Genomic DNA, 18,577 nt, shown 5'->3' on the forward strand with positions numbered 1-18,577 from the left:
TTACAACCCTAAGAATTTTTCTTCATGAATATAATAAATGAAAAAACTTCCTTTCGGAAGTTTTTTTCTATAATTATGTTAATTATTTCACGTACATCGCTTTTTTGATTTCTTCTTTTACTTTTTCAAGTTTTGGAAACCATTCAGCAAATAAAGCTGCAGAGTAAGGAGCAGGTGCATCAGGAGTGGTAATTCTCTTGATCGGAGCATCCAAATAATCAAAAGCTTTCTGCTGAACCATATATGTAATCTCAGAAGCCACAGAGCCAAATGGCCATGCTTCTTCAAGAACTACTAATCTGTTTGTTTTCTTCACAGAAGCTAAAACGGTATCGTAATCTAAAGGACGAACTGTTCTAAGATCGATTACCTCTACAGAGATTCCTTCTTTAGCAAGATCTTCAGCTGCCTGAATTGCTAATTTCATAATTTTCCCGAAAGAAACCAACGTAACATCGCTTCCTTCTCTCTTAATGTCAGCCTTTCCGATTGGTAAATAATATTCTTCTTCAGGAATTTCCATTTTATCTCCGTACATCTGCTCAGATTCCATGAAAATAACCGGATCATTATCCTGAATTGCTGTTTTTAACAATCCTTTCGCATCGTAAGGGTTTGAAGGTACCACTACTTTTAATCCCGGACAGTTGGCATACCAGCTCTCAAAAGCCTGCGAGTGAGTTGCACCCAGCTGACCTGCAGAAGCTGTAGGACCACGGAAAACGATAGGACAGTTCCACTGACCACCACTCATCTGACGGATTTTCGCAGCATTATTAATAATCTGATCAATCCCCACTAATGAGAAATTGAATGTCATAAACTCTACGATTGGCCTGTTACCATTCATTGCAGCTCCCACAGAGATCCCTGCGAAACCAAGTTCAGCGATTGGTGTATCAATTATTCTTTTAGGACCAAATTCATCCAGCATTCCTTTTGAAGCTTTGTATGCACCGTTGTATTCTGCGACCTCCTCACCCATCAAATAAATAGATTCGTCTTTACGCATTTCCTCACTCATTGCTTGTGCAATTACCTCACGAAAAGTATATTCTGCCATATCTTTTTGAAAAATTTAGAGTACAAAAATAGTGTTTTTTTATTATTCACATAGCAAAAACGACATCTCATTTATTGAAATGCCGTTTATTAATTTTATTTAATGGTAATTAATTAACTTTATGCCATATTTGGGTCCTTCCAATAAGAGAAAACCCAATATAACCTCTCACATTCAGATTATCTCCTTCCCTTTTAATGGTACACTTATATGTTTTTCCATCTTTAGGGTCTGTGATAGTACCTCCGGTAAATTCATCTCCATCTTTTTTCAGACCTCTGATGATTTCCATTCCAAGAATAGGCTTGTTTTTTCTGTCATCCTTACAATCTACACAATTTGGATTTTCAGGTTTTATTAAAAGCTGGGAAACTTTTCCATAGTACTGGTCTCCCTTTTTATAGATTTCAACAATAGATTTTGCCTGTTTGGTTTTATCATCTATCGTTTTCCATTTTCCTTCAATCTGTGCAAATGAAAAGACACCCACGAAAGAAAGAATAAAGGTTAATAATAATTTTCTCATTTTCTTATAGTTTTAATTGTAATAAAATAATTTCGTTATCTATATATTGCTAAAAATAGAAATTAATTTCCAAATAACAAAAACATTTATTATCCGGAACATATATTAGATAGATATGCTTTAAGTCAAATAGTTAAAACGGATTTTGACAAATTTTAACCTTCAGATCAATATAATTTCCTGTTGATTACCCTGTTCATATAGTCCTGGTACCATGCTTTAGCAATCAATATTCCTTTTTGAGCTTCCGGATTACTTTTCAGTTGATCCATCAGGTTTTTCTCCAGTCCAAGATCAGTCTTGTCAAAAATCCCAACCACTTCTTTCCCGTCGAAACGGTAAATATAATTTCCGATAATAAACTGTTCCACGGAACCATCTGAATTAGCAATGATCGGAGCGGTTTGTTTTTCACTCACTAAACTTCTTCCCCAGCTTCTGATTTTTTTATTGTACCCAATCAGGTCTGCCAGAGTAGGATAAATATCAATTTGTTGGGCAAACTCATTATTTACTCCTTTTAATTGATATTCAGGATTTGGAGAATAAAATAATAAAGGAACAGCAAAACGGTTCATAATTTTTTCATATTCAGGATAATATACTTCATTGGTATGATCTCCTGTGAATACAAAAATTGTATTCTTAAACCAAGGCTGTTTTTTGGCGGTTTCAAAATATTTTTTTATCGCGTAATCAGTATATTGGATAGGCTCATGCATCGAATTCTTACCTTTTTTAAATTTCCCATTATATTTTTCAGGAATTTTAAACGGATGGTGGGAAGATGCCGTAAATACAGTAGTCATGAAAGGTTGCTTTTTCCCTACATTTTTAGCAAAATATTGCAGAAAAGGTTCATCCCAGATCGCCCACATCCCATCAAAATCGTTATCATTATGGTATTCTGTTTTGCCGAAATAATGTTTAAAGCCTAAAATATTACCAAAACCTAAAAAGCCCATCGACCCATTCGGTGCTCCGTGATAAAAAGAAGTATCATATCCCATTTCGTTACAGACAGAGACAATGGACTGTATTTTCTGATTTGAATAAGGTGAACTTGTAAAAGCATCCGTCAAACTCGGAATCCCAGCCAAGACAGAACTCATTCCGTGAATTGACTGTCTCCCGTTGGCAAAAGTATTAGGAAAAATAAGACTCTGCCCGGCGAGACTATCCATAAAAGGTGTATAAGAGACGTAATCTTTTATATTTTTACCTTCATTAAAAGCCCCGGAATACTCTCTGCCAAAAGACTCTACAATAAAAATAACAATATTAGGCTTCTCGGCAACCTTCCTTTCATATAATTTATAAGGATGAAGATTTTCTTCGATAAATTTCTCATCAACAAAATGGACTTCTTTAAAATTATTGGTATTTAAAGTCCTGAAAAATGAAAAAGTACTGTTCAGCACCATATTTCCCTGGGAAGGCAGTTTTGCAAACCGGTTGGCATCCACCAAATTTATAGGTCTTGTGCTGTGTTTGAAATCGCCGCGTATACCCCCAACTGCCAGAACCGCTGTTATACAAAGCATAATTACGGACCAAATAAAATACGGAACCAGCTTTACAGGTCTGCATTCGGTTATTTTTACCTTTTTATACAGGAAAATCCATAATGCCATTAAAACTACAAACCAAATGAGTACAAAAGGATTCTGAATAACCGACGATGTGAAAACCTTAAAAATATTATTCTCATGCTGTGCAACCTGAAACGCAGCGGAAGTCAGCCTCATTTGGGAAAACTTAAAATAAACCATATCACCAAAATTCATGGCATAAGCAATTCCGTTGGTGATAAAGTAAAGCCAGAAGAGAAATTTCTGGTATCCTTTTTTAGTATTAATGATGATTGGAATAATGCTCAACAGAATAAAAAGTGCATTGACATATAAAATTGCGGTGGTATCGAATGCGATTCCGTGAAAAGACAAGCTGAAATAATCTGATACAGAATCAACTTTAATCAATCCGCGGTTAAAATACCAAAACAAAAACCGCGCAATCTGATAGAAAAAATAAGCTAAAAAAATCCGGTACAACAATACCAGAAGTTCCTGTTTCCTAAATTCTTTAAACAATTTCATGGCGCAAATTTATCAAAATAATGCAACAGTTAAACAATATAGCAATATATCAACGTAATAGTGTACGAATGAACTAATGGAACAGTGTAACGATTCGGAATGAAGAAATAATTGATACACCGTTAAATTGATACATTGTTACATTAATTTATTAATTTTGTGACTATGAATTTTATTAAAAATAATTTAGCCAACGTTATCACTCTGGGAAATTTATTTTCAGGTTGTGTAGGGGCCATTCACCTTATTTTGGGAGATTATCAGACGACCGCTATCTGCCTGATTTTTTCTTTGGTATTAGATTTTTTTGACGGTTTTGTAGCACGGGCTTTAAAAGCAAATTCCAATCTGGGTGTTCAGCTGGATTCATTGGCAGACATGGTGAGTTTTGGACTGGTTCCAGGCCTGACAATGTTTAAAATACTTGAACCATTTGGAACTGATCTGTTTGGTTTTTCTTTGCCTTTTGAGATTAAATATTTCGGATTATTAATTACATTATTCTCTTGTTTAAGATTGGCAATTTTCAATCTGGACGAAGAACAGAAATATTATTTTAAAGGATTAAATACTCCGAGTAACACTATACTTATATTTGGAATTTATTATTTTTTACAAATACATACTCAACAAGAACCAACAAATCAATTTGGAAGTTTAAGTATAAATTTCAATTTTGGTTCAGAGATATGGCTACTATTAACAATACTTTCATCTTGGCTTTTAATTAGTCCGATCAAAATGATTGCGATGAAATTCAAATCGATGAAACTGCAGGATAATTATCCAAAAATTGCTTTATTAGTTGGGGCTATCATTATTTTAATCTTCTTTAAAACGGTCGGAATTCCTTTAGTCATCATTTATTATATCTTAATTTCTCTTATCTTTCAAAAACAATTGAAATAAGATTGATTTTATTGCGATTCCATTTTCAAATTAACACATTCTCAAATTTTCAAATTATAACAAATGAACTTAAAATTACATAAACCGCTCTGTATATTTGATTTAGAAACAACAGGAACCAACATCGGGAGAGACCGTATTGTTGAAATCTGTATTTTAAAAGTGAATCCTGATGCTTCAAGAGAAAGCAAAACCTGGAGGGTAAATCCGGAAATGCCAATACCCAAAGAATGTAGCGAGATTCATGGAATCTATGATGAAGATGTAAAAGAGGCTCCGACTTTCAAAGAAATTGCTCCGAAAATCATGGAAATGCTTTCCGGAAGTGATCTTGGAGGCTTTAATTCCAACCGTTTTGATGTTCCGTTACTGGCAGAAGAATTACTGAGAGTAGGAATTGATTTTGATCTAAGTAAATTCAGATTGGTAGATGCACAGACGATTTTCCATAAAAAAGAACCAAGAAATCTGAGTGCCGCCTACCAGTTTTATTGCGGGAAAACATTGGAAAATGCCCATTCTGCTGAAGCTGATGTGATGGCAACTTTTGAAGTGCTGGATGCACAGGTCGGAAAGTATGATGATATTCCGAATGAAATCGGACCGCTGAGTGAATTTACGTTCCATAATAAACATGCAGATCTTGCAGGATTTATCGGTTATAACGAAAAACTAGAAGAAGTTTTCAACTTCGGAAAATATAAGGGACAGTGCGTAAAAGTTGTTTTCAAGAAAGATCTGGGATACTTCGGGTGGCTTCAGAATGCAGAATTTCCGCTGTACACTAAAAAAGTCTTTACTAAAATCCAATTATCAAGCAGATTTTAATAATGAGTGAACTTGTTAAATTCAAATTTTACGAAACGGCACTGCAGGCAAACAGAGACAAGCAGATTCTGGCTGAAGGCGGCATCAATAGCTTTATTGCCAATGAACAGCTGATCCAGTCGGACTGGCTTCTTTCACAGGCGGTTGGAGGAATTCAGCTACAGGTTTTTGAAGAAGACCTTGAAAAGGCGCATCAGGTTTTGGAGGACTACAAAGAAAATGAAGTATTTTCCCTGGAAGTGGAACATACCATTGCAGATCCAGAATTTGACTTTGTATGCCCAAAATGTGGATCCAATCATATTTACAGGGATGACAGCGCGACAAGTTTTTTTGGTATTTCAATTCTGACAAGCCATAAATTCGTGTGTTATTACTGTGGAAATGAGTTTACCCATTAAAAATGAATGAATTTTTCAATTTTTCGCTTTTAGTTTTTGTAACAGGTATTTTTGTTTTCTTTATCAAAAGGATACCAAAGGAACCAAGATTCAAAGTGACCAAAATCTTTTTAATTTCAGGAATTGCTTTATATTTCATCTATTTAATTGAGTTTTTAGGCATTGTAGATATTTATGGAGCCTTTTCACAGAATTTTTTTTATGGAGTATCTCTAAGTCTTTTGCTTCTGGCGATGAAATTTGGTATAAAAAATCCTGGATTAAAATTAATCAATATTTTCTCTTTTATATTTAATATTCCGGTTTTACATCAGTTTATTTTAATTATTGCCGGAACAATTGGCGGGATAAAAATATATCATACACCATCAATAGAAAAAGAGACAGCAAATTACAGAATTGAAAGCGAGTATAGCTCGCCAGGGATGACAAGAGCTGAAGATGTTTATTTTGTACAAAAAAAATTTCCTTTTGAACAAAAATACAAACTGCTTTCTGTTCCGAAAAAACAATATATTGACAGTATGAAATTTACGGAGATTCGTGATTCATTACATATTCAATATATTGGCAAGGAACTCGATATTAATACAACATTTAGCATTAAATAAAATTATGAAAATAATCTGCATAGGGAGAAATTACAGCGAACACGCAAAAGAACTGGGAAATGAAATCCCGGAAAGACCAGTCATTTTCATGAAACCTGATACTGCCGTTCTGAAAGGAAATGATTTTTATATTCCGGAGTTTTCAAATGACGTTCATTATGAACTTGAAGTGGTCGTAAAAATCTCAAAAGGAGGAAAATATATCCAGAAAGAAACGTCTCATAAACATTATGAGGAAATCGGGTTAGGAATTGATTTTACGGCAAGAGACCTTCAAAGTGAACTAAAATCAAAGGGCTTACCATGGGAGCTTGCTAAGGGATTCGACGGTTCTGCAGTCGTTGGAAATTTCTTTAAAAAAGAAGATTTTAATCTTGAATCTTTGAATTTTTCATTATTAAAAAATAAAGAAAAAGTTCAGGACGGAAATACGAAAGACATGATGTTCGGTATTGATGATATTATTGCTTTTGTTTCGCAATATTTTACCTTAAGAGTTGGTGATCTTATTTTTACAGGAACTCCAAAAGGTGTTGGTAGAGTTGAAGAAAATGATATTCTGGAAGCTTATCTTGAGGATAAAAAAGTGATTGATATCAGAATATTGTAGATAATTTAATGCTGTTTTCTACCATATTTTTCTTAACTTTAGTAGACAAAATTAAAGGTTATGGTAAATATTGTATTGCCCGTAGATTTTGGGGACAAAACAGAGCAGCTCATAGAAGGTGCAGTAAAATTTGCAAAGCAGATAAACGGCAGGATTTTTCTTATCCATGTAGCGCCGTCGGATATTGGTTTTGCGATCGGTGATATGGGTTTCCAGTATTTTCCGGAGGTTGAAGAGAACGAGATCAGAGAAGAACTGGTACAGCTTAATAAAATACAGCAAAGAATTCTTGCCCACGAGGTAGATTGTGAACACATCCTGAAACAGGGTATTGCGAAGGATATTATTCTAGAACATGCCCATGACAAAAAAGCAGATTTTATTGTAATGGGGTCACACGGAAGAAGCGGAATATATGATGTTTTTGTAGGAAGCCTAACAAAAGGAATCACCAAAGACTCTAATATTCCTGTGCTGGTATTGCCTATTCATGAATAGCTATAATTTTTTAATCGTTAACAATAAAAAAAGCCGATCAAACAGAATTTGATCGGCTTTTTACTATATAACCAATTAATTAACCTTCTTTTTTGTAGATATTCGGATCATAGTAAGGGAACTTCCCTTCTGTTGGAGAATAGTAGTCTTTGTCTTTATTGTTGCCAAGTGTAACCACCAATACATAGCACCAGTAGGTAAACAATGCGCAGCAAACAATAAATAAAATCCAGTTTAATACGTTTCCGAATGCATCATAAAAACCAAACGACCATTTGAAAACTTTGCTTAAGAATAGAAAGAAAGACGTCATTATTTTCCTTTTTTAAATTAACTTTGTACAAATTTATAAAAAATGTTTAAATTACTTTCAAAAGAAAGCAATATTTTTTCAATACCGGTTTATATTGGTTTTCTTCTGTTAATAGTAATAACTTTTAACTTTTTGAATTTCAACACTTATGAAGCAATTATCGCTGTAATTACCTTTCTGGGAATTGCTTTGGGATATTTTTGCTTTCACAGCATTGCGCTGAATTATCAGACTCATTTACCTTTATTTTTATATACATTTTTTATTTTTGGATTATATCCCGGAAGGCTTGATATCGGTCTGGCCATTGCACTTCTTACCAATTCTTTTCTTCTGCTTCTTCTTACCAGCACCAATGAAGACATCAGAAAAAAATCTTATGTTCTGGTAGGATCTATTGTAGCCTTGAACTTTATTTTTCTTCCGACAACCTGGCCGATGGCGGTTTTTGTGATCATCCATGTTGTTGCCACTTCTGAAAGGATAGGATTGAACATTTTCAGGTTTTTGTTGGGAATTTTACTGATCGTTTTCAGTTATTTCTCCGTGATGTTCTTTTTAGATTTCACTTCATGGAATATGGATTACTTCCCTTTCGGAAGAATGAAATTTGTTACTGATTATGAAGGGCTGCTGCCACTGATTCCTATTGTGCTGATGCTGATCTACGCAGTTTATGACCACTTTAGAAATTATAATAAGAAGAGCCCGGTAAGCAGATACAAGTACACTTTTTTATTGGTTTTTTCGTTTGCCCAGCTGATTACCATCGTGCTTTATATGAACAAAAATTATGAGTACTTATTGCTTCTTGCATTCCCTTCTACGATTATCCTCAGCCGGATGTTGAGATTTTTACCGAAGTACTGGATGCAGGAGGTGAGCCTTTGGGTAATAATTTTCAGTTTAATCGGTTTTAAAGCCGGAACTTATTTTGATTTATTTTAAAAGATTATGATTCAGATAGACGATAAATTGATCTCCGAAGAAATTTTTTCTGAAGAGTTTGTTTGCAACCTTACCAAATGTAAAGGTGCCTGTTGTGTGGAAGGAGACGTAGGAGCTCCTTTGGATAAAGATGAGTTGGAAATTTTAGATAATATTTTTGATAAAATTAAGCCTTATCTTACCCCGGAAGGCATTAAAGCTTTGGAAGAACAGGGAACATGGACCACCGATCCTATGGACGGCATGTATGTAACACCAATGGTGGAAGACCGTGAATGCGCTTACGTTACCTTTGATGAAAAAGGCATTACAAAATGTGGTATCGAAAAAGCTTACGAAGATGGCGCCGTTGACTGGCAAAAACCAATTTCCTGTCACCTCTACCCGATCCGTATAACGGAATATTCTTCTTTTACGGCTTTAAATTATCATGAATGGAGCGTATGCAGTGACGCCTGTACTTTAGGAAAAGAACTGCAGGTACCTGTATATAAATTCCTGAAAACACCGTTGATCAGAAAATATGGTGAAGACTTCTATGAAGTACTGAGCGGTGCAGCCGAAGAATGGAAGAAAGAGTACGGCTCGTAATGGGGTTTGAGAGTAAGGGTTTGAGAGTTGACTTGTGTATGTGTATTCATATGACCTAAAGATCAACATTGACCTTTAGTAATTAATAGAACAATAAATAAAAATCCCGTCCGGTAGATTTATCGGACGGGATTTATTTGGAATATTAAATCGAATATTAATTTGCAGCTCCGGCTTTGATCACCGCTGTTTCAGGTTTTGCTTCATCTTTTTTAGCATTTTCCCAACCATCTTCCGGCATTAAAGTCGCCACAATTCTGCCTTTTGTAAGGTATTTTTTACCTACATTCTGAAGATCTTTTACCGTTAAAGCTTTCACTTTTTCCTCATAGTTCAGGATTTCATACTTATCACTTCCATCCATCTGATTTTTAGTAAGCGCATTCATCCAGTACATATTATCCTTCAAGCTTGTTTTGTGGTCATTATATTCGCCTTCTTTGTATTTGTCAAGATCTTTTTGTTCAGGTCCTTTGTCAATTAACTTCTGCAGCTCTGTCAGTGCACTTTTTGTAAGTTTATCTGCATTTTCAGGTCCGCAAGGGAAACTGATGCTGAAACTGTAATTGTTGTAAGGTACCCGGTACATTCCACCTCTTGCTCCTCCGCCATAAATTCCACTTTCATCCTCGCGTAGTTTTTCAATCACTTTTATGGTAGCTACTTCTCCTAAAGCTTCCAGCGCAAGCGCTTCTTTTTCATTATAAGGAGTTTCACCCAGATAAGTGATCGTCACCATACTTTTAGGATCTTTCCCTTTTTTATAGGTTTTCGTAAAATCCCCTGTCATCTGTCTGTATCCCGTATCCTTGAAGTTGGATGATTTTCCTGTAGACGGAAGACTGGCAATATACTGCAGCACTTCATTTTTAAATTTAGCTTCATCAATATTTCCTACAAAATAGAAATGGAAGTTTCCGGCATTGGCAAATTTCTCTTTATAAATATCATATGCTTTTTTATAATCTGTATTGGTCCATTCTTTTTCTAAAGGAACAATACCTATAAATCTTGGGTTCTTCTGATTCATAAATTTGGCATGCTCATTTGAGAAATAAAACTGAGGATTCGACAACAGATTGTCCAGCATAGCAGATTGCTTTGTTTTATAGGCGTTGAATGCGTCAGGATTATAATTAAGTCCTGTAAAATACGCATACATCAGTTCCATTGCCGTACCAAGATCTTTTTGTGTCGTGCGTCCTGAAACTCCTTCAAATAAAGAACTTACCATAGGATTTACGCTTACCTGCTTTCCGGCAAGATAATTCGTAAGATCTGATTTTGAAAAACCGTTTACTCCAGCTTCTGATAATGCAGGAAAAGCAAACTGAGTTTTATTGTAATCAGCATCATTAATCAGAGAGCTTCCTCCCATACTTCTTGCGGAGAAAACAATTTCATCATCTTTAAAATCCGTTTTTTTGAATGTTACTTTTGCCCCGTTGCTTAGTGTCCAGGTTGTAGTACCCAGTTTTGCATCAGTTTCTGTTTTGGCAATTTTTCCTTCTGATTTGAATGGCTTTACTAAATTTTTAATCGTTTCTTTCTCCTGGTAAGGCTTAAGATCAGCCATTTTCACGCTTTCAAACATGTTTAAAACCATAGCCTGCGTCGGCATCGGAACATTGTCTTTTTTAGGACCGGTGATCACGACTACCCTGCTATCGTCTTTCACGAATTTTTTGATAACTTCATTCGTCTGAGCGAGTGTTACTGAAGGTAAAAATTTCTTTGTATCCTCATATTCCCATGCAATACCCGGAATCGGCTCCTGCTCCAGGAAGTTTCTCACATATTCATCGACCAGCATATCGCTTTCCGTTTTATCACGGTTGTTGTAAGATCTTTCCAGGTTTGATAAAACCTGAGCTTTTGCTCTGTCAAGTTCAGTCTGAGTAAATCCGAATCTTTTAGCTCTTTCGGTTTCTTCCAAAAGCACTTTGAGCGCATTCATCTGGCCACCATCTTTAACCATGGCAAATCCCTGGAAACCTTCTTTGCTTCTTGCATACGTTCCTCCATGATAAACTGATCCATAAGTAAATGGAGGATTCGTAGAATTTACAAGTTCTCTCAATCTGTTATTCAACATGGTTGAAGTAAGGTTTTCAATAATACTCTGATTGTATTGCTCAACTGTAACATCCGGCTGATAAGCTTCCGAATCTTTCATGATAAACTGAACCATTGAGCTTGTCGCATCAGGATCCGTTTCCACAGCTACCAGCGTTTCTTTATGGTTTGGCAGATCAAATGTTTTTCTTTCTCTTGGTTTTTCAGGATTTTTGTATTTGCTGAAATTATCTTTAATTTTCTTTTCAATCTCATCTACATTCACATCTCCCACAACAACGATTGCCATAAGGTCCGGTCTGTACCAGTCTTTATGAAACTGTCTGATCACTTCAGGTTTAAAATTTTCAAGCACTTCTTTCTTTCCTATCGGAAGCCTGTTGGCATACTGAGAATTGTACAACAACTTAGGAAGATATTTGTCTGACATTCTTTTGTCTGCACCAAGACCTAATCTTAATTCTTCCAGAACAACGCCTCTTTCCTTATTGATCTGCTCATCAGAAAGTGTTGCATTGAATGCCCAGTCTTCCATTACCTTAAGGCCTGCGTCAAGATTGCCTGGTTTATCCAAGGGAACCGGAAGCATGTATACCGTTTCGTCGAAACTTGTGTAAGCGTTAAGGTGCTGACCGAATTTTACTCCGATTGACTGTAGAAAATCAACCAGCTTGTTATCTGGGAAATTTTTTGTCCCGTTGAAGTTCATGTGCTCCATGAAGTGTGCAAGCCCTTGCTGGTTTTCGTCTTCAAGAATAGATCCTGCATTGATCGCCAATCTGAAATCTACTTTCTTTTCGGGTAACGTATTTTTTTTGATGTAGTACTTCATTCCGTTTGAAAGAGTACCGATTCTTACAGAGGGGTCTGTAGGAATATTCTGTGCGAATGCATTTGCAGAGAAAAGGAAAACCACTGCAAATGAAGATAGCATTTTCTTCATAGTTTGATTATTAATTTTTATGGTTCAAAAATATCATTTATTCACAGAACGAAGAAATAATGAAAATATTATTTAGAGTTAAAATTCGTTAAATAGAGTTAATTTTTCAGGATTCTTCAGGAATTGATTGCAAACAGGGAATAGAAATCTGTTTTCGTTGGATTTTTTTATCATTTTAATGTGTCTTATTTGAAGCAAAAATACAAATTCAATAAAAAGCGGTAAAGGAGTTTTTAGTTAATCTTTCGTTAAATATCAATTCAATAAAAAAACCGGGACGAGCCCGGTTTAATTATGTTAAATAATAAATTTTATTTAAAATCAGCATCCGAAACTCCGGAATTAAGTGTGATTTTTGTAGTCTTAATAACCACTTTCTGACCGTTTCCTTCTGCCTCAATTTCCTGAGGAAACTGAATTCCGTCTACAGTCATATAACTTTTTACAGTTGCTACTCCTTCAGCTGCAGAGGATTTATACAATAATCCTGTAGAAGCATCAAAATAGAATTTACCTTTATCTGAGTTTAATACATTGTAGTCTTTTCCATCTACTTTTTCAACGGTAACTGTTGTGAAGCTGGCCGGATCATACGCTAAAGCATCAATTACTTTGCTCTTTTTTAAATCTGCAATTTTATCAGCCGGAATATCCATTTTTTGACCTCCCTGCTCGAAGTATCCTTTTTCACCATCAAAAAACTGAACCATTTTCTGACCCATCACAGATTGCTCAGATTTGAATTTGTTTCCCATTTTTTTGGTGGTCATCGTAATATCCATTCCCTGAACAGTAAGTGTATTTTCGATAAGTGTTGTTTTAATACTTTCCAGTTTATCTTTTCCTCCCAAAGCTTTAAGATAATTGTCGATAACTTCTTTGGGTGTTAATTTCGATTTTACAGCTTCCGTCTTAGCCGGAGCAGCAGTAGTTGTTTGTGCAGCCACAGGAGCAGCATATAGCACAGCGCATAAAAAGGGAATGATGATCTTTTTCATATACTAAATTTAAGTCGTAAATATATGAATATTGTATGATAAAATTTATGGATGACCCATAAAAAAACCACCAAAATGGTGGTTTATAAATATTTATAATTGTATAAATTATTTTTTAAGCTCCTCTAAAAACTCGTCGTGAGAAATTACAGTTTCTTTTTTTGTTGCTTTTTCAAGAATTACATCTTTAAGTTTTGTCATAGCAACTTCAGAAGAGATTTGTCTTACCTGCTCTTGGTCTTTCAACATTTCAACAGCATATTTCTGGATTTCTTCGTCTCCTAAGTGGTGGATTCCGTAGATTGCCAGTTGATTTCTTACCAATTGCTCAGCCTGTGCCAAAACATCAGCATAGTCTAATTGAATCTCATTATCCGTCATTAATTTACCTTCAATGATCTGATATTTCAACTGGTTTTTCTCAGTTTCAAGAATTTGTTTAGCCTGTTCTTCAGACTGGATGTTCTGATTAGAGAAGATTAACCATTTTACAAGGAATTCTTCCGGTAATTTTACTTCTTCTTTTTCAGAAACCTGCTCCAAAACTTTATTTACAAAGTGTACATCTGCATTTTGCTGGAAGTATTCATCCAGTTCAGATTTTACCTTTTCTTTTAATTCTTCTTCAGATTTGATGTTTCCTTCACCATATACTTTATCGAAAAGATCCTGGTTAAGCTCAGCAAGATTCAAAGAATAGAAATCTTTTACTTTTACTTCCACTTCATTGTGGTGTAAGTGCTCAACTTCTTCTTTAGAGAATCCTAATTCTTTAGCCAATTCTTCGCTACCTGCAAGCGTTTCTTTAGAAACTTTTACAGATCCGTCCATTTTCAAACCTTTTACCAATTTGAATGCTTCTTTGTTTTCAGCAGTGATGGTAACATTTTTAGGATGGTGGTGGTGCTCTCCTTCTGCATCTTCTTCCACTACCTGAGAAACTTCCAGGGCGATGTAAGAATCTTTAGTGATTTTATCTTGAGGAACCTGCTCAGCGAAACGCTTCTGCATGTTTTCGATACTCTTGTTAATTTCTTTTTCAGAAGCTTCAACTTTGTAGTGAGGCGCTTCGTATTTAGCTAAATCGATGCTAAATTCAGGCTCAAATCCTACTTCAAAAGCAACTTCCAACTGATCAGCATTGTAATCGAATTCGTTTACTGGCTGAGGAACAGGCTGACCAACTAATCTTAATTTGTTTTCATTTACGTAGTTGTTTAAAGCATCAGAAACCTGCTTGTTGATTTCTTCGAAAGCAATGCCTGCTTCATATTGTCTTCTAACCATACTTAAAGGCACTTTCCCTTTTCTGAAACCAGGAACTTGCGCATTTTTAGCATAATTAATCAATTGCTTCTCAACTTTTTCTTTATAGTCAGATTTTTCCAATGTCACTGTAAGCAATGCACTTACATCATCATGGTTTTGTGCGGTAACCTTCATTATTGATTAAAATTTTAGGTTGCAAAAATAGGAAAATTTTATGAAAATCTCTCATTAAAATGAACTTAAAAAGCCAAATAATGTTAAATAAAAAACCACCGAAAGAATCAGTGGTTTTATAACAAGATTAAGGATCTATATTAATGAATAATATTATAATTAGCCTGAGCGTCGGTTTCACCTCCGGTATGGGTACCGTAGATAACTCCGTTTCCGCTTACTGAGGAAGCTTCAGACACAGTTACCGGCTCATGATAGAGCGTAAGAACCAACTGTGCCGGGGCAGAAGTATTTTTAATTGCCGTATTCACAACCCATTTTGTTTTTATTCCGACATGGTTTCCATCGCCTCTTACAAATCCGGGATCGTCAGTACGGGTCAACGTAATATCGGAATTCGGGAAATTATACACTAAAAAGTGCTCATCTACAGCATCTTTTATTTCCTGTGTAGCATCTTCATCTCCGTTTCTGAACATCACTTCTACATTATAAGTATGGCCGTCAACCAACTTAACATTCGGGTTGGTGGTACTGTTCACCTGATAGTCGTACACCACAGAAGTTCCTGTTGATGCATCTGTAACTTTCAGCAGAACATCAGACAATTCTTCCTGCGGAAGGTCATCTGCTTCATCGTCGCTTCTGTTACAAGAGGTTAAACTCAAAGAAGCCGATAAGAATAATAGTCCTGCAATAAGTGTTGTATTTTTAAAAATATTTTTCATTTTTTTGATTTAAGTAATTAAAATTGATATTTAAACGTTAAAATAAAGTTTCTTCCCATATCATCAGCGAAGAAACGGAGCCTGTTGAGATAATCTCTGTAGGCTTTATTAAATACATTACGGGCTGAAAAATCAACGCCGAAATTTTTAGACAGCTTTACCCCTGCCTGAAGGTCCCAGAGCGAATATCCGTTGGGAGGTGTGGAAATATCCACTTCCTGATTATAGGCATTGCCATTTGAATCAAATAATCGGATCGGAACATTGTAAATCGGAAATCTCGTTTGCTTCAGGTAAGTATTGTTGCTTACATTTACATAAAAGTTTTTCCACTCTTTTTTACTGAATTCCAGTGAATTATTAAAATTCGGCGGCATCATCAGGATTAATGACACATTGTGGGTAAGATCCTGTCCGTAAACATATGATGCGCTTCCTTTATATCCGAGATTATCGGTAATTTTAAGCTGAACATCGAGGTCTACCCCATACATCTTTGCATCAATCTGTTCATAGTTGTACACGACAAAAGCCCCTCCCCATTGTGTATTCTGGTATCCCGAAGGAATTTCGTTAATAAAGTTTTTGGTGTAAAAGAAATAGGGATTTACAGAGATATTTAATCCTTTTAAAACATTGGCTCTTACATCAGCCACAAGATTAAATTGGTTCCCTGTTTCATTTTTGATCCTCATATCTCCTCTTTCAATGATCGCTGCCGAATGATGCAGCCCATCTGCAAAAAGCTCAGCAACATTCGGAGATCTTGAAACCCTCGCATAATTGAATTTCAAATCAAAATTCTGGAAAGGACGGTAGACGATACCTGCATTGGCCGATACATTATTATAACTTAATGATGGTTTTGTAAGAATTCTGTTTTTGTTTACTCTTACAGCGAAGTCAGAGAAATCGGAAGCATATAATTTGTTCCAATCGCTCAGATCATACCATTTGGTCACTTCATAATGATCAAAATCGTACCTTCCTCCCAATTCCATATCCAGATCCGGAGTGATTTTATATTTAAAAACAGAATAAGCTCCAGCGTAATACCTGTCATAATTCGGGACAAGGCGTCTTGCTTCAGTCTGTGTATTGGAATAGTTGTTCTGATAACCCGCGTTAATTCCCGATTCAAGATTCCAGTTTCCTCTTTCGATGATGTGATCGATATTCAGGTCGTTGGTGATCAGCTCCAGATCCAAAGCAGGTTTTTTGCTGAGCTCTTCTCCACGACGGATATCAAACTCTTTCCTGTGATTATACTGAAAACTGTAGGTCGCTGTAATTTTACCGAAATTCTTAAATCTCTGATAGGCAGAAACTTTAGCAATATGGTGCTCAATCTCCTGTCTCGGGTTATCAATATCATAGCTGAAATCTCTCTGATAAATAGGCTCCGGAGAAGTAAGCGCAAGATACAAGTCTTCCGAGTTACCTACATGCGAGCTTCTGAGAATTCCTACCGAGCTTTTCGTAAGATAATAATCAAAAGAAAACCCTTTATTGAAAGTCATTTTCTGGACTCCAAAATTAAATCCTGAACTTTGAAGTCCTGTATTCATCAGCCCATAATTGGGTGCATCAAGATCTCCAAGCTTTTTAAAGCTTCCGTTGGTTTTAATCGCCCAGCCGTCTTCCCAGGTTTTCGCCAGTTTTACATTAAGGTCGCCACCTTTTCCATTCGAAATTCCTGATAGAGAAACCGCTCCCATTATCGTATCTTTCTTTGGTAAAACCTGTGGCTGCAGAACAACAACACCTCCTACTGCGCCGCTACCATACTTCAGTGCCGAAGCTCCTTTTACAACATCGATATGTTCAAAATTGTTGACATCTACGTTGGGAGCATGCTCTACACCCCACTCCTGTTCTGCCAGCTTAACCCCGTCATTAAGTATTAAAACACGGCTTCCGTACAACCCATGAATAATAGGTTTCGCGATATTATTTCCTGTTTTTAATACATTCACACCGGAAATATTGGTTAAAAGATTTCCGAGATTCTCGGTAATATTTCGTGAAATTGTTGATTTGTCAAGCGTTTTCACAACCATACTTCCATTGTTTTTATGGCTTCCATGAACGGTCACCGTTTCGATATCCTGAATATGGTGTTCAAGCGTTATCGCCAAATGCAAATCCTTTGTAACTCCTACATTTTCAGTATAATCATTACAATCAGGATGTTTAGCAATGAGTATATAATTTCCCGCAGGAATTTTACTGATAGAAAATTTACCGCTTTTATCTGTTTTTGCTGAATAGTTTCCCATTTTCACGACTGCATTTTCCAGCATGGTTTTGTCATGAAAATCCTGAACAGTTCCTTCTACAGTATAAGTCTGCTGCGCATTTGTAAATGCAAATCCACACATGATAAGCATAAAACTGTATATCAATTTCATTGTTAAATAGATTGATTGCGTACCTTTTTCAGGTACATTTTTCGTAAAAAATTAATTGTTGGGAATTGGATAAAGTAATACACAGGGAAATAACCCTTGCATCAAGATATTAAGCTTTAACCAATAAGAATCTGTAAACTATGAAATTGCCGGCGGCCCGCGAAGCTGAAAAGTAAATTTTGTCTGAGACCAGATTTTTTCCTGAAGAGTAATGATCTGCTCTACTTCATGCGTATAGCTTTCAAGAGTAAAACTGAATTCTTCAGGGACTAACGTATGTCCTGTAGCCATAAAATGACAGGCCAGACAGTCGGCTGCTTTTTCTTTGGCTACGTTTTTTGTAATGGTATTTTCTGATTTTTTAAAACTGAAATTTTTAAAAACATCTTCAGAACTGTGGCTATGGAAATTCTGGGAAAACAGCGCAAGAAAGTATATTCCAAACAATAATTTGGAAATAAAACTTTTCAGATTTCTGCTTTCTTTAAAAATCATTCGTCAAAATTATAAAAATAAATTAAAAATGGACATTAAAGTTTTCTTAAAATATTTTTGATTTATAAGTAGGGTGAATTGAAATT

18 protein-coding genes are annotated in these 18,577 nt (G+C 35.6%); 8 read left to right on the forward strand and 10 right to left on the reverse strand.

The window, feature by feature from the left end:
- Nucleotides 1–82 precede the first annotated feature (82 nt).
- The 3 genes from BMW64_RS01370 to BMW64_RS01380 all read right to left on the reverse strand — a co-directional run bounded on the left by BMW64_RS01370 (nt 83) and on the right by BMW64_RS01380 (nt 3,688).
- Nucleotides 83–1,063, reverse strand: a complete 981-nt coding sequence (locus tag BMW64_RS01370; protein WP_089998056.1) for a pyruvate dehydrogenase complex E1 component subunit beta — start codon at nt 1,061–1,063, stop codon at nt 83–85.
- 109 nt (nt 1,064–1,172) lie between these two features.
- Nucleotides 1,173–1,589 carry a DUF2147 domain-containing protein gene (locus tag BMW64_RS01375; protein ID WP_089998057.1) on the reverse strand — a complete coding sequence of 139 codons (417 nt, stop codon included), beginning with the start codon at nt 1,587–1,589 and terminating at the stop codon, nt 1,173–1,175.
- Between the two features lie 167 nt (nt 1,590–1,756).
- On the reverse strand, nt 1,757–3,688 hold the full coding sequence (locus tag BMW64_RS01380; protein ID WP_089998058.1) for an LTA synthase family protein: 1,932 nt from the start codon (nt 3,686–3,688) through the stop codon (nt 1,757–1,759).
- A gap of 165 nt (nt 3,689–3,853) precedes the next feature.
- On the opposite strand from BMW64_RS01380, the gene BMW64_RS01385 reads away from it, so the two are divergent.
- From BMW64_RS01385 to BMW64_RS01410, 6 genes are all read left to right on the forward strand, one after another.
- A complete protein-coding gene (locus BMW64_RS01385; RefSeq protein WP_089998059.1) occupies nt 3,854–4,597 on the forward strand; it encodes a CDP-alcohol phosphatidyltransferase family protein in 744 nt (247 codons plus the stop codon).
- A gap of 63 nt (nt 4,598–4,660) precedes the next feature.
- A complete protein-coding gene (locus BMW64_RS01390) occupies nt 4,661–5,425 on the forward strand; it encodes a 3'-5' exonuclease (RefSeq protein WP_089998060.1) in 765 nt (254 codons plus the stop codon).
- 2 nt (nt 5,426–5,427) lie between these two features.
- Nucleotides 5,428–5,826 carry a putative signal transducing protein gene (locus BMW64_RS01395; protein ID WP_089998061.1) on the forward strand — a complete coding sequence of 133 codons (399 nt, stop codon included), beginning with the start codon at nt 5,428–5,430 and terminating at the stop codon, nt 5,824–5,826.
- 2 nt (nt 5,827–5,828) lie between these two features.
- Complete coding sequence (locus BMW64_RS01400) at nt 5,829–6,437, forward strand: hypothetical protein (protein ID WP_089998062.1); 609 nt, start codon at nt 5,829–5,831, stop codon at nt 6,435–6,437.
- Between the two features lie 4 nt (nt 6,438–6,441).
- Nucleotides 6,442–7,047, forward strand: a complete 606-nt coding sequence (locus BMW64_RS01405) for a fumarylacetoacetate hydrolase family protein (protein ID WP_089998063.1) — start codon at nt 6,442–6,444, stop codon at nt 7,045–7,047.
- A gap of 60 nt (nt 7,048–7,107) precedes the next feature.
- Nucleotides 7,108–7,545 (forward strand): universal stress protein, encoded by a 438-nt coding sequence (locus BMW64_RS01410; protein ID WP_089998064.1) that lies wholly within the window; start codon nt 7,108–7,110, stop codon nt 7,543–7,545.
- Between the two features lie 79 nt (nt 7,546–7,624).
- Here the strand turns inward: BMW64_RS01410 and BMW64_RS01415 are convergent, their stop codons facing one another.
- Nucleotides 7,625–7,858, reverse strand: coding sequence for a DUF6341 family protein (locus BMW64_RS01415; protein WP_089998065.1), 234 nt, complete (start codon nt 7,856–7,858; stop codon nt 7,625–7,627).
- Between the two features lie 42 nt (nt 7,859–7,900).
- On the opposite strand from BMW64_RS01415, the gene BMW64_RS01420 reads away from it, so the two are divergent.
- Entirely contained in the window at nt 7,901–8,806 is a 906-nt protein-coding gene (locus BMW64_RS01420; RefSeq protein WP_089998066.1) for a DUF6427 family protein, read from the forward strand.
- A gap of 6 nt (nt 8,807–8,812) precedes the next feature.
- Nucleotides 8,813–9,397 carry a DUF3109 family protein gene (locus BMW64_RS01425; RefSeq protein WP_089998067.1) on the forward strand — a complete coding sequence of 195 codons (585 nt, stop codon included), beginning with the start codon at nt 8,813–8,815 and terminating at the stop codon, nt 9,395–9,397.
- 157 nt (nt 9,398–9,554) lie between these two features.
- On the opposite strand, the gene BMW64_RS01430 is transcribed toward BMW64_RS01425, so the two are convergent.
- The 6 genes from BMW64_RS01430 to BMW64_RS01455 form a co-directional block, all read right to left on the reverse strand.
- A complete protein-coding gene (locus BMW64_RS01430; protein ID WP_089998068.1) occupies nt 9,555–12,416 on the reverse strand; it encodes a M16 family metallopeptidase in 2,862 nt (953 codons plus the stop codon).
- 311 nt (nt 12,417–12,727) lie between these two features.
- Complete coding sequence (locus tag BMW64_RS01435) at nt 12,728–13,414, reverse strand: hypothetical protein (RefSeq protein WP_089998069.1); 687 nt, start codon at nt 13,412–13,414, stop codon at nt 12,728–12,730.
- A gap of 108 nt (nt 13,415–13,522) precedes the next feature.
- Entirely contained in the window at nt 13,523–14,857 is a 1,335-nt protein-coding gene (locus tag BMW64_RS01440; RefSeq protein ID WP_089998070.1) for a trigger factor, read from the reverse strand.
- A 140-nt stretch (nt 14,858–14,997) separates the two neighbouring features.
- On the reverse strand, nt 14,998–15,585 hold the full coding sequence (locus BMW64_RS01445; protein ID WP_089998071.1) for a hypothetical protein: 588 nt from the start codon (nt 15,583–15,585) through the stop codon (nt 14,998–15,000).
- 17 nt (nt 15,586–15,602) lie between these two features.
- Nucleotides 15,603–17,996, reverse strand: coding sequence for a TonB-dependent receptor (locus BMW64_RS01450; protein WP_089998072.1), 2,394 nt, complete (start codon nt 17,994–17,996; stop codon nt 15,603–15,605).
- Nucleotides 17,997–18,134: 138 nt separating this feature from the next.
- The gene (locus BMW64_RS01455) at nt 18,135–18,491 is read right to left on the reverse strand and encodes a hypothetical protein (protein WP_089998073.1); all 357 of its coding nucleotides are present in this window, start codon (nt 18,489–18,491) and stop codon (nt 18,135–18,137) included.
- Nucleotides 18,492–18,577: the final 86 nt, after the last annotated feature.

This window comes from Chryseobacterium taichungense (genome assembly GCF_900109935.1).
Classification (GTDB): Bacteria; Bacteroidota; Bacteroidia; order Flavobacteriales; family Weeksellaceae; genus Chryseobacterium; species Chryseobacterium taichungense.

Coding starts and splice junctions, on each gene's coding strand:
- BMW64_RS01395 (WP_089998061.1), top strand. CDS start 5,428: ATGAGTGAACTTGTTAAATTCAAATTTTACGAAACGGCACTGCAGGCA.
- BMW64_RS01410 (WP_089998064.1), top strand. CDS start 7,108: ATGGTAAATATTGTATTGCCCGTAGATTTTGGGGACAAAACAGAGCAG.
- BMW64_RS01415 (WP_089998065.1), bottom strand. CDS start 7,858: ATGACGTCTTTCTTTCTATTCTTAAGCAAAGTTTTCAAATGGTCGTTT.
- BMW64_RS01400 (WP_089998062.1), top strand. CDS start 5,829: ATGAATGAATTTTTCAATTTTTCGCTTTTAGTTTTTGTAACAGGTATT.
- BMW64_RS01455 (WP_089998073.1), bottom strand. CDS start 18,491: ATGATTTTTAAAGAAAGCAGAAATCTGAAAAGTTTTATTTCCAAATTA.
- BMW64_RS01380 (WP_089998058.1), bottom strand. CDS start 3,688: ATGAAATTGTTTAAAGAATTTAGGAAACAGGAACTTCTGGTATTGTTG.
- BMW64_RS01435 (WP_089998069.1), bottom strand. CDS start 13,414: ATGAAAAAGATCATCATTCCCTTTTTATGCGCTGTGCTATATGCTGCT.
- BMW64_RS01425 (WP_089998067.1), top strand. CDS start 8,813: ATGATTCAGATAGACGATAAATTGATCTCCGAAGAAATTTTTTCTGAA.
- BMW64_RS01405 (WP_089998063.1), top strand. CDS start 6,442: ATGAAAATAATCTGCATAGGGAGAAATTACAGCGAACACGCAAAAGAA.
- BMW64_RS01385 (WP_089998059.1), top strand. CDS start 3,854: ATGAATTTTATTAAAAATAATTTAGCCAACGTTATCACTCTGGGAAAT.
- BMW64_RS01420 (WP_089998066.1), top strand. CDS start 7,901: ATGTTTAAATTACTTTCAAAAGAAAGCAATATTTTTTCAATACCGGTT.
- BMW64_RS01370 (WP_089998056.1), bottom strand. CDS start 1,063: ATGGCAGAATATACTTTTCGTGAGGTAATTGCACAAGCAATGAGTGAG.
- BMW64_RS01390 (WP_089998060.1), top strand. CDS start 4,661: ATGAACTTAAAATTACATAAACCGCTCTGTATATTTGATTTAGAAACA.
- BMW64_RS01445 (WP_089998071.1), bottom strand. CDS start 15,585: ATGAAAAATATTTTTAAAAATACAACACTTATTGCAGGACTATTATTC.
- BMW64_RS01450 (WP_089998072.1), bottom strand. CDS start 17,996: ATGAAATTGATATACAGTTTTATGCTTATCATGTGTGGATTTGCATTT.
- BMW64_RS01440 (WP_089998070.1), bottom strand. CDS start 14,857: ATGAAGGTTACCGCACAAAACCATGATGATGTAAGTGCATTGCTTACA.
- BMW64_RS01430 (WP_089998068.1), bottom strand. CDS start 12,416: ATGAAGAAAATGCTATCTTCATTTGCAGTGGTTTTCCTTTTCTCTGCA.
- BMW64_RS01375 (WP_089998057.1), bottom strand. CDS start 1,589: ATGAGAAAATTATTATTAACCTTTATTCTTTCTTTCGTGGGTGTCTTT.